Source organism: Natranaerobius trueperi (assembly GCF_002216005.1).
Lineage (GTDB): Bacteria > Bacillota > Natranaerobiia > Natranaerobiales > Natranaerobiaceae > Natranaerobius_A > Natranaerobius_A trueperi.
This window is the reverse complement of sequence record NZ_NIQC01000045.1, coordinates 1-10706: the sequence shown is the minus strand read 5'-3', so window position 1 is coordinate 10706 and position 10706 is coordinate 1. Positions and strand designations below refer to the sequence as shown.

Sequence of the window (10706 nt, the reverse complement as noted above, 5' to 3'; positions counted from 1 at the left end):
CCTACGGCTTCTCAGAGGGAACTTGCTAAACTATTAAATATATCACCTAGCTATGTAAATAAACTGCTCAAACAAATTGGAAATTCCTAGGTGTTCACTGAAACGGGTCTTTATATTATGGGGTACTACGTACCCCTGCTTCTGAAAGAAGCTATATATATATATATATAAGAAAGAGGGCTGTAAAGCCCTCTTTTCCTTTGTCCATTAGTGTTATAGGTTATTTGGGAGGAAGAATTTTAACAATAGTAGTTACATGTATGCTCCTATTTACTAGGAGGTCTAGACTTCCGTGTATACTCTCACCAGCTAACCATCTAGAGTTAACTCCTCATTAAGTGGGAGAAACTTACAGCTATGACGTGGTGGTTGAAGTTTTTAGAAGTGAAGTTAGATAGGGTAGCATTTAGGAGCATTCAAGAGTTTGACCTTCCCTATCTTTCGGTCCATTTTGTATGAAACTAGATAACCAAAATCAAGTGAGATCGTCCGAGAGAGTTTACGACTTTATCCAATTAAAGAAAAATGTTTACATAACGTTTCTAATCGGACGTTGATAAAGATTTTTATGCTTTTTGAAAGACCATTCAGGTTAAAAAATCGGACATTCAGGTTTATAGATAGGATTTATATAGCGAAATGTATAAATTAGGAAATACACAAATTTTAAAAGGAGGAATAAAAAAGATATGTATCAGAAAAAAATTTTAAATTTATTTGTTTTTTTGTTAATTGTTATGTTTTCAATTTCTCCCACTTTTGCAGAAGAGGAAGAAGGTGTTAAATCAGTAGACCGAACATCATTTTTTACTTATGAATTAGTACCTGTTCCTGCCAACTGGAGTCAGATTTTACAATTTGACTATGAAATCACAGGTAATAATTTAGAAGTTTATAATCATTATAACAGTGGTTTACAGTATAGTTATCCAGGCAATTATTTATTTAGCTGGGAAGTTAATCCATTTAATTTTGAATGGACTGTAAATGGTATAACTGAATATGAGTTTGATAATTTTGAAGACTACCCTAGCATATTCCCTCCTAATGACGCTCCATGGGGTGGGAGAAATGAAACTACTATTTCACTTGATCTATCAGATGAATTGACTGCAGAAATAGAATCGAGAGTAGGTTCAAGTCAAGCTATACTTACCTCTCCAGCATCTAGGACAATAACTTATGAAGATTTTGATTCATTAGAAAATATGGAAATAACAGAGGTAGAAAAAGAAGATAATGAAAAACTAGAAAATTTAGTTGAACAAAAAGATTCTATAATTGAAAGTTTTAAAGATAGAGAAAAAGAAATAGCTGCAGTAGTTAATGACGAAGAAATTTATAGAAATGAAATTTTACTTGAACATGAACTTCGTAAAGTTTTAGAAGATGAAGAGATGGATATAGAGCAAATATTAGACGAAAGAATAAAAAATAAAGTTTTATATGAAAAAGCAAAAGAAAATGATTTAATTGTAAGTGAAGAAAGGGCACGTAGTTACGCAGAAGAAACAAGGAATAAAATAAAAGAAGATTCTGATCTTAAAGAACAAGAAATTTTGTTAGAAACAATTTATAAATCCTTGAATCTTACTGAAGAAGAATATTGGAATTTTGCAATTGATAGATACCAAAAGCACTTTAGTATAAATTCTCTTAAAGAGCAAAAAAATGAGTTTGACTTCAATAATCTTAAAAATCAATCTGAATTTGATATAGAGATTAAAATGAACTACTAGTAGATTATAAAAACAAACAGGGTACTTTAAATACTAAGAACCTTGTTTGTTTTTATAAGGAATGTTGAGGAAACAATTCATCTGTAGAGGGGGGGTAAGATGCTTACAGGCATTAGTTTTTTTGCGCCATTTATAATGTTAATAACAGTTCTTATAGGTACACTAATATGTTTTAAAGCACAATATATTAGTAACAAAAGAATATATAAATATGGATTTTGGGGATTTAGTTTGTTATCGCTTTCATGGTTAGTCAGCATAATTCATACTTTTATTTTACCTCAACACTATCAAAGGGAAACTGTAGCTTTAGGATTTAATTTTTTAATTCAAACCTTAATTTTTATAGGGATTTTAATTATCATAGTAGGTTTTTTAAAACAATATAATAAAGATAAAATAAATGAAAACTAATAGATAAAAGCTAAAGGAGTACAGTATAAATATAAAGCCCCTACCAACACATATATATAGTATGCGCACTTAGGGGACAGTTACGCAGGATAAGGGGAGCCATAATAATTACAACATGAATGACGGTGATTTTTTTGTTGTCTGAAGCAAAATCAGATAGGGTGGTATTTTGGAGAAAAACAGAGTTTGACCCTCACTAATTTTTTGGTATTTCACGGGATAATAATTTAATCTCATCCCCTCTCACGACCTCTGAACCCCTGAAAAACAAGGGGGACTGTTGACATAATATCTATTTGCGGACGTTCTCATCCATGTCTTAAATTTAGGGACATGGATAAAATCCTGTTATAAAGGGTATTTATCTCATATGGTTAAAAAATTATGCTTGGTAAAACCAAAATCTCTTTATTATTTGGAACTGAAAAAATTACAGTTCAAGAACTATAATCATTAACAGTATTTATTATTATTTTTATTAAATTATCTTCGCACGAAGCGAGGAACTTGTTTGTAAGCGGAGTCGAAGGGTTGTTTTATTGTGAGACGCGCACATTTGGCTCACATTGGCTCTAATTAATTTAATGAGGGTAGAGGTCTCTTACAATGTCTTTGCCCACCACTATAAAAGTAGAATTGGAAAAAATTAGGCGGGCGGTGAAATGGCTCTTTATATTATGGGGTACGTAGTACCCCTGCTCGAGGATTAAAAATGTTTGAAAGACCAGTAAGTCATACCTTTGATTACACACCGTAAAATTAAAAGGTCGAGGCGAAAATTTTTTCGCTTCGGCCTTTTAAAAGGAGGACTGAATTAATATGATTGAAATTACATCAACATTTGTAGCAATGCTGTTAAGTATATCATTAGCTATATTAATTATTTATGGTATCTATAAACTTTACTCACATTTAATCTTCTTTTTAAAAAATAACAAAAATAATGATTGAAAATTAAATAACATTTTTGTTTGTTAGGGGGAAGCTTCACCGATAGAGAACTTTTCAACAAAAAGTAACATGGAAACCAAAATTGAAGAATTTGAAGGGAAATTAATATTACTCGATATTCTGAACAACTGATTTTATGGGATTTTAACCGTACATGTAAAAATTGCATGTACGGTTAATTTTAAAAATTGGAGGTTTTGAAATGAATTATAATAACCGAAAATTTAAAAGAAAAAACTTTCAGCAGAGATCGTAGAAATTATGAGGTATATATCAGACGATCACTTAAGTGAATATGAAGAAAGATCAGTTGAAGAAGGTATGAAAGAAATTCAACGTGGAGAGTATGTAGATTTTGATGAATGGGTAAAAGCAAATAACTAAAACTTTCTCAGAAGCGCACATTTAGCTCACATTGTTTCTAATAATCGGTGATAGTGGTAGAGGTTATAAAAAGCAATAAAGCAAAATGCAGCCCAAATTTGTGGATACCTACCTCCTAAGAAAATTTACTTTATAATGATAGCCGGTAGATCACAACGACAATAAAAAACTCCTAACACAGTGATTTTTATGATGAAATAACTAATGATTGGATACCTGGGCTGGACACTTCAATTGCACAAGGATATTGGAATGGGTATCATGATACCAAACAAGATTATTATGCAATTAACGATATGTTAGAGGAAGATTTTCCTAATTTAGGTATAGTAAACATAGCTTAATACTAATCTAATACAGCAAAGGAGAGAAGATTTCTTTGTTAGGAATAACTTATAACTTAATTGCAGTGACTCTTATCTTAATTGTCATATCATTAGAATTACATAAGCTTAACAAAAATATAAGCCAGTTAATTGAAAAAATTGATAAAAGTCAGGATTCATAGAAACCTAAAAAAAGCCTCTCAATATCTAAGAGAGGCTTTTTTTAGTAGAAATTATTATATAGGTTTTCACCGTACATGCAAAAACTGCATAACCGGTGAAATTCCCTGCCAAAGGAATTGTGTTCGGCGGTGGATTCGTCAAGGGAAATTACCGGCATTACTTCCAAGTCGGTATCATGGTTATCAAGTTAAAGAGAGTGACTTGGAGGACTTTTTAGGTGATAAGTATAAAATTAAGCAAAAGGGTAAAGTAGAAGCTGAAGAAGTATTAAAATCACTTGCAAAGCTCTGGGATAAAACGCAGCATAAAGGGTATATTGAGGTTGCGTACCAGGTAGCTGAGTTAAGCGGCTTATTAGATAAATATCGGAAAGAGTGGGATAAATGGGACGGAGATGTGCTATCGCCTGATCTTGAAAGTGGCAGACTCTTACAGGATCGGCAGGCATATTTAACAAGATGGACAGAGGAAACAGAAAAGCTAATGAGAGTCGAAGGGAAACTTATTCTTAGAAAGTTTCTGGACTAAATCAAAATTAAAGGGTGATTACTATGTTTAAAGAACTAGAAGAAAAGAAACAAAGGTTAGATGAAAAGAGACCACTTTCAAAAGAAAAAATAACCCAGCTTAAACAATACTTCGATGTTGAGTTCACCTACAATTCCAATGCAATTGAGGGTAACACGCTTTCTTTAAGAGAAACTAAAGTAATACTTGAAGATGGGATTACTGTAGGTAAAGGGAAAAGCCTAAGAGAGCACCTCGAAGTGATTAACCATAAAGAAGCAATAGACTATATTGAAAATCTAATTAAAGAAAATGCTGATATATCGGAGAAAATTATCAAAGAAGTACATTACCTGGTACTTAAGGGGATTGATAATGAAAATGCCGGTAAATATAGAACTTCTAATGTACTAATAAGCGGTAGTGATCATAAGCCACCAGAGCATTACTTAGTACCAGAAAAAATGGAAAAACTGGTGTCTTGGTATAAAAATAAAAAGAATGAGCTTCATACAGTTGATCTGGCTACTTATTTTCATCATCATTTAACTTATATTCACCCCTTTATTGACGTCAATGGCAGGCTTGCAAGGCTTTTAATGAATTTATTATTACTGCAAGACGGTTATCCTCTAACAGTGATTAAAGCAGAAGATAGAGAAAGCTATATGGAGGCACTTGAGTTTGCTAGCACAGAGGAGGACTACTCTAAACTCTTAGAAGTAATCAAAAAAGCTATTAATGACAGCTTTGAAACTTATTTTTATGTTATAGGTGAGTAACGCATTAAATTGCACAGGCGGATTTAGCACTAATTCCCGAACTTGATAGGGTGGTGATTTTTTGAGTAAGAAACTTGAAGAATTAAAAGAAATACTGGATAAAGATTATTCTTGTGATAAACCAGAGCTTTACCCCAGTCGTTGCTCTAGCTGCAAATCAGAAGATTTAAAACTAGGGAAAAGCGAATGGCAGTTTTCGTATGGCGTAGTAACGGGTATTCCAGGGGTTATATGCATCAAATGTGGTCAGAGTTTCCTTCATAGTGATCTATTAGTTGAGATAGAAGATGTTCTTGAAGAGCTGGGGTATAATGATCCGAATATAAAATTAGACCTGTCAGACTTAACTGAGAAATAAAGCCACTTACGTATTTTTCGTATGTTGTCTTTTTCTGGCATAAAAAATCCCCTTTCTTTGTTTGCGCTGAACTATACTCTGTAATCTAAAAAAACCCCAATCTGATGGGGTTTTGGTTTGCTTTTAAGGGTGCTTTCATTATGAAAACACTAAAAATTGCAATATAAAAAACTATATATAGTAAAAAATATAGTAAAAAGTATCCATTTTTGTTGCGTTGATGTATGCTACACATAGCGTTGGAGAGCCCATTATGACGGGATTTTGCTATGCGTTCAGGTATGCGTTGTTAGAATATATGTAAGATTCATATTATAAAAAGCCCCGGTATTTGGGGCTTTGGACTATGCTTCATTTTGTTTTTCTTTTTGTGCTTTCTTGAATTTCTTCCCAAAGTTATCTAATGCACCAAAGATAGCCTCGTCTTTTTCTTCATCTAATTTAGTTATGTCATGTTCCTCGGACTTTTTCGAATAAGACTGCTCTTCCTGATTTTCGGTTTGGACTGTAATACCAGACTTTTTGATTGATTCTATTTCTTGTTCTAATGAATCAATCTTTTCGCATAACTGATCTAATTTATCTAGTTTATTTAGAATTTCTTTAGTGTTTGAGTAATTTTTGATAGCATTTGAAATAAACTCGCTCTTTTGCCTATTGGGAAGTTCTTCGTAGACCTTCATAGCAGCCTCGTCTAACCAAATTCCAACAAGATGTTTTTGCTTTCCCATAAAGAAACCACCTTTTTGTTAACAAAAATTATCGGCTTAATACTGCGGAAATCCCACAATGATAGGAATTAACAGAGGTTCAAATTTTGTTAACAAATAAAAGTGACTTCGCCAGAATAGGCAAAGCCCATTAGTTTAAAATCAGATCTGTCATGTCAGATTTAACTGCACATATGGAAAATCCGTAGTGGCTTTTTAGGGGAAGAGGAAATTCTGCCGAATCGACCTTTGGCAGGGATTCGGCAGAATTTGTGCAACTAACTAATAAAAATTTTGAAATCAGTCTAAAATAAGTTATAATTAACAGTAAGATTAATATCAAGATAATTTGTCCTGTAAAGATAATTAGAATGTAGTCACGAAAAGAAGGCCTATCGGGAGGTCGGAGCCCCGGTTCAAAGGTCTTCTTTTTGTTTGTTTCAGTTCCAAGTACGGGTAAAAAGCTGCTTATATACCAGGGATTTTGTAAAAATTCCTTTGGGCTAAAACTTAATAAAAATGCAATAAAAAGTAATTAAGCAAATATCCTGTCTTTAAGAGATATATTTGACTTAATAAAATGATTTAGATAAAATATAATTAGATTTAATTATAGCTATCAAGAGGACGCAATAGCGTACCGGAGGTAGCTAGGCTCAAGAGGACACTTTAAGTGTACCGAAATGAGTGGGCTCCAGAGGGCATTATATTATAGTGTACCGGAGGAGCATTTCAGCTCTGACTACTAAGTCAACTGACAAAGTGACCGATAGTAAAGTCGCCATTTACTTACTATCAGTTATGGTCAAAAAAATGGCAAAAAATACTGTTATAACAGTGTCATACGTGTGTTCTTCTAACACCTAAAAAAGGTGTTTATTTTATTTTTTGGAAGAACACCCATCAAAAAACCCAGGTTTCGCGTAGAATCATCGCGAGGCGTGGGCATTTTTAATGTTTTAAAACCGAATATAGAAGGTTGCTATCCCCTACCTGGTAGAGACATGAACTGAAATTTTTAAAATTTCCAAGCAATGGCGGTAATTTTGACTAGGTATTACCTAAAAAAAATGAAACTAGAGATCAGAAGGGGATAGCGTTAATCGGACAATCCCGACCGGTTAATGTATGTAGGGAGAGGACCGTTGAGCGGTGTACAGCGCTCAAGCCTGATTAGGGTTGGGTCCGTGTAGCAGGCTTATCTAAAGATAAGCCACCCAAACAGGGTAAGCTACAACGAATACTGTCCAACTTACAAAAGAATAGAATCTCCTGTCACTCCCTTATCTCTGCTTTACTTACTAGCGATAAAATAACATTTTTAAAACAAAATTTAGAAGAAAGCAGAGATTAAATTAGAGGGGAGATAAGGGAGTGACAGGAGAAAAATTACTAGATCGCAACACATTTCACGTGAGGTATTTCTAAGGGTTAGAAGTTTGGTGATAGATCCCAAGTTATGATGACGTGGGAATGATGACCAAATTTGCAGACGTGATACCTATGTCTAAATTTAGGGAGGTCAATTAAATGGCTCAAAAAGGTATGAGTAATTTGGAGAGACAATTAGAGAAGTTATATAGACATTGCAACCAATCTTCTAAAGGATATAGAATTCAATCACTAAAACAAACTAAGGAGTTCGCTCGTTTTATTCATGATCGTTTTAAGGTTCAAAACTTTAAAAATATAAGTGATAAACACCTTGTAGATTATATTCAATATCAACAAGAGATCAAACAAAATACTGATGATACTATAAAAAACAAATTAAGTTCAATTAGATTTTGGCACGATCAAGTCAATAGACCACGTCATACTTTAAGTGATAATAAAACACTACAGGAGAAATATGGCTTTGAATTTAATCAAACTCCAGAGATCCGCAAAGAGCATAACCGAGCGTGGACAGAACAAGAGTACAGAAACTTTAAAAATCTAGCTGAAAAAATGGGAAAAGATTATATATCGGATGCATTTACAATTTCTAGAGAAATGGGACTTCGTATTAGTGAGGTTACATGTCTTGAGCGTAGGCAGGTTGAATATGCCTCAAGAACTGGATATCTCCCTGTAGATCGAGGTACAAAAGGTGGTAAAGCTCGTGTTGTTCCAGTGACAGAAGATAAAAAAGAAGTCTGGGAAGTGTTGAATCGTAAAATGAAAGAAACTTCTAGAGGTGAAAGGTTATTCGTTGAAGAAGGTGAGAAAGCTCACCAAAAAACAGAAGAAATCCAAAACTTTATCTATAATCATCGGAGTAAAGTGGAAACAGAAGAGGGACAATTGCTGAGATATTATAATGACTCGGGTCGGAACACAAATATGACGATGCATGGATTACGATATTTGTATGCTCAAGAAAGGATCAAAAACCTTCGAGAGGAATACAAAAGCGATAGTAAAGTTGCAGATGTTTTAACTCAAGAAATGGGACATAACAGAACGGAAGTATTAAAAACATATTTATCCGAAGCATAAAATGTCGTGAGACTTTCATATTTAGCTTACATTTGGTCTTAAAGGTTCGCATAAGGGTACAGGTCTCTTAAACTAATTAACCCATTATTTTCAGCTTTACAAAAAAGAAAAAATTGGCATCATGTAAAAGGTATGTTATAGTGACATCAAGATTAAGTGAAAGGGGTTATAACTCCATGGATCAAAAAGAAATGACTAGGTTAACCGTATCATTACCAGTGGATTTAGTTGAAAAGCTAGATAGTTTTCGAGGGCCTGGGTTGAGTAGAACAGAATTAATTAGACTTATTCTTGATGCAGGAGCAAGAGATATAGAAGAAAAAGGTGGTTTGCAACTGGATATAAATTTTAGTAAAAATTAAAGTTTTATATTTGGCCATGACCGCCGTGACCGCATTAAAATTGCTTTTGTGACGGGGTTTTGAGTTGGTCATGACCGGGTCGTGACCGAAGGTGGGTGTTTTGAAATGGGAAGAACAATTACTTTAAAAGAAGCAGAAACTAAAACTGGAATACCTTCAAGAACGATTAGAAGATACATACATAATCATGGCCAACGACTTCCAATAATCAAAGAGGGTAACAAATATTTGATAGAAGAATATGCCTTGCCACTTTTAACTCGTATTAGGGAATTTTATGACCAAGGAATGACCGTCAAAGATGTAGACGATAAACTCGATAGTGACGGGGATAGTTTGTTAATTGAAGTTGACCGCGTGACCGAGCAGCCGGCCATGGATCATGAACAGATGAAACAATTTTTAAAAACTATAATAGAACGTCAGGATTCTAAAATTAAAGAATTAGAAACTAAAGTAGATAATTTAAGTAACCTACTACAGGAAGGTCAGCGACAACAATCTAACTTAACTGAATTAGCAAACAAACAAACTCAAAATAAAATTGAAGAACTCGAAGAAAAGTTAGAGGAAAGAGATCAAAAATTGATGGAGGCAATTCGAGAGCTCCAAGAAAAAAAGAAGCCTTGGTGGAAAAAACTCATGGGTAAATAGTGATAAGAAATGTAATTAACCCCCAATATTATGGGGTTTATTGAACTTTACATATATAAGTGGTAAAATTTAACCAAACGAAAAAGGTCACGTTCGGAAGAGTTGGGAGGCTCCTGAACGTGACCTGCGTAAGGTATATATTACCTTGCACTTTTATTTTGTATTTACATTGTACCCAAAAAATAGTGCTTACGCAAGGTGATATGTACCTCCCAAAAGACTTTTTGTCGGGAGGGTTTATTTATGTTAGAAAAAGTGATAAAAACCCCTAAAGAGCATATAGAGATTCATCACCAAGAATCAGATGGTTGGATCACATTAGCTAAAAAACAAGGTTCTTTTACCCAATATCATTACAGGCCTCATGAAATAACAGAAGAACTCCTCTCTGAATGGCTTGGAGAAGATGTCTATTTTAGCCAGAATACTTTTTATAAGCCAAAACGTGATATATTTAATGTGAGGCAACTGAGGGCTTTGTATGTTGATGTAGATTGCTACCTTATGAACTATGATCCTAAGTGGGTTGTTGGTCGGATAGAGCAAATACTAGTAGAAGATGGTGAAATCCCTGATCCAAACTTAATAATATTTTCTGGTCGAGGAATTGTTGTTGTTTGGTTTATAAAACCTGTTCCTTATAAAGCACTGCCACTATGGCAAACCGCCCAAGAATATTTTTTGGACAAGCTAAAAGATGTTGGTGGGGATACCAAGGCAACTGACGCATCAAGAATATTTAGGTTGGCAGGAACAACAAACTCAAATAGTGGTGAGAAAGTAACCGTACAGTATCGCCATGACTACAGATATGACCTTAAAACAGATATTAGAGATAAATATCTTCCAAACTTA

At 33.8% G+C, this 10706-nt stretch carries 12 protein-coding genes and 1 pseudogene; 12 read left to right on the top strand and 1 reads right to left on the bottom strand.

Annotation, left to right across the window (positions count from 1 at the left end; translation table 11 throughout):
• The 8 genes from CDO51_RS15610 to CDO51_RS12445 all read left to right on the top strand — a co-directional run.
• The coding region (locus CDO51_RS15610; protein WP_143824733.1) for a winged helix-turn-helix transcriptional regulator at positions 1 to 90 on the top strand (90 nt) is incomplete at its 5' end.
• Between the two features lie 599 nt (positions 91 to 689).
• Complete coding sequence (locus tag CDO51_RS12465; RefSeq protein ID WP_089024557.1) at positions 690 to 1739, top strand: SurA N-terminal domain-containing protein; 1050 nt, start codon at positions 690 to 692, stop codon at positions 1737 to 1739.
• Positions 1740 to 1838: 99 nt separating this feature from the next.
• The gene (locus CDO51_RS12460) at positions 1839 to 2153 is read left to right on the top strand and encodes a hypothetical protein (protein ID WP_089024556.1); all 315 of its coding nucleotides are present in this window, start codon (positions 1839 to 1841) and stop codon (positions 2151 to 2153) included.
• An 819-nt stretch (positions 2154 to 2972) separates the two neighbouring features.
• Positions 2973 to 3104: a hypothetical protein gene (locus CDO51_RS15110; protein WP_276207037.1), complete on the top strand. Its 132-nt coding sequence runs from the start codon at positions 2973 to 2975 to the stop codon at positions 3102 to 3104.
• Between the two features lie 261 nt (positions 3105 to 3365).
• Positions 3366 to 3488 (top strand): hypothetical protein, encoded by a 123-nt coding sequence (locus tag CDO51_RS15105; RefSeq protein ID WP_276207036.1) that lies wholly within the window; start codon positions 3366 to 3368, stop codon positions 3486 to 3488.
• Positions 3489 to 3964: 476 nt separating this feature from the next.
• Entirely contained in the window at positions 3965 to 4525 is a 561-nt protein-coding gene (locus tag CDO51_RS13940; protein WP_158212465.1) for a hypothetical protein, read from the top strand.
• Between the two features lie 23 nt (positions 4526 to 4548).
• A complete protein-coding gene (locus CDO51_RS12450) occupies positions 4549 to 5286 on the top strand; it encodes a Fic family protein (RefSeq protein WP_089024554.1) in 738 nt (245 codons plus the stop codon).
• A gap of 61 nt (positions 5287 to 5347) precedes the next feature.
• On the top strand, positions 5348 to 5644 hold the full coding sequence (locus CDO51_RS12445; protein ID WP_089024553.1) for a hypothetical protein: 297 nt from the start codon (positions 5348 to 5350) through the stop codon (positions 5642 to 5644).
• A gap of 344 nt (positions 5645 to 5988) precedes the next feature.
• On the opposite strand, the gene CDO51_RS12440 is transcribed toward CDO51_RS12445, so the two are convergent.
• Positions 5989 to 6375 carry a hypothetical protein gene (locus CDO51_RS12440; protein ID WP_089024552.1) on the bottom strand — a complete coding sequence of 129 codons (387 nt, stop codon included), beginning with the start codon at positions 6373 to 6375 and terminating at the stop codon, positions 5989 to 5991.
• A gap of 1509 nt (positions 6376 to 7884) precedes the next feature.
• Between CDO51_RS12440 and CDO51_RS12435 the strand changes: the two genes are divergently transcribed.
• The 4 genes and pseudogenes from CDO51_RS12435 to CDO51_RS12420 form a co-directional block, all read left to right on the top strand.
• Positions 7885 to 8835, top strand: coding sequence for an integrase domain-containing protein (locus CDO51_RS12435; protein ID WP_240503579.1), 951 nt, complete (start codon positions 7885 to 7887; stop codon positions 8833 to 8835).
• A gap of 176 nt (positions 8836 to 9011) precedes the next feature.
• Complete coding sequence (locus tag CDO51_RS12430; RefSeq protein ID WP_089024551.1) at positions 9012 to 9197, top strand: ribbon-helix-helix domain-containing protein; 186 nt, start codon at positions 9012 to 9014, stop codon at positions 9195 to 9197.
• A gap of 105 nt (positions 9198 to 9302) precedes the next feature.
• Positions 9303 to 9851: a DUF3967 domain-containing protein gene (locus CDO51_RS12425; RefSeq protein ID WP_089024550.1), complete on the top strand. Its 549-nt coding sequence runs from the start codon at positions 9303 to 9305 to the stop codon at positions 9849 to 9851.
• A 243-nt stretch (positions 9852 to 10094) separates the two neighbouring features.
• A pseudogene (locus CDO51_RS12420) lies at positions 10095 to 10706 on the top strand (replication protein); the annotation flags it as partial.

Coding starts and splice junctions, on each gene's coding strand:
- CDO51_RS12465 (WP_089024557.1), top strand. CDS start 690: ATGTATCAGAAAAAAATTTTAAATTTATTTGTTTTTTTGTTAATTGTT.
- CDO51_RS12460 (WP_089024556.1), top strand. CDS start 1,839: ATGCTTACAGGCATTAGTTTTTTTGCGCCATTTATAATGTTAATAACA.
- CDO51_RS15110 (WP_276207037.1), top strand. CDS start 2,973: ATGATTGAAATTACATCAACATTTGTAGCAATGCTGTTAAGTATATCA.
- CDO51_RS15105 (WP_276207036.1), top strand. CDS start 3,366: ATGAGGTATATATCAGACGATCACTTAAGTGAATATGAAGAAAGATCA.
- CDO51_RS12450 (WP_089024554.1), top strand. CDS start 4,549: ATGTTTAAAGAACTAGAAGAAAAGAAACAAAGGTTAGATGAAAAGAGA.
- CDO51_RS12440 (WP_089024552.1), bottom strand. CDS start 6,375: ATGGGAAAGCAAAAACATCTTGTTGGAATTTGGTTAGACGAGGCTGCT.
- CDO51_RS12435 (WP_240503579.1), top strand. CDS start 7,885: ATGGCTCAAAAAGGTATGAGTAATTTGGAGAGACAATTAGAGAAGTTA.
- CDO51_RS12430 (WP_089024551.1), top strand. CDS start 9,012: ATGGATCAAAAAGAAATGACTAGGTTAACCGTATCATTACCAGTGGAT.
- CDO51_RS12425 (WP_089024550.1), top strand. CDS start 9,303: ATGGGAAGAACAATTACTTTAAAAGAAGCAGAAACTAAAACTGGAATA.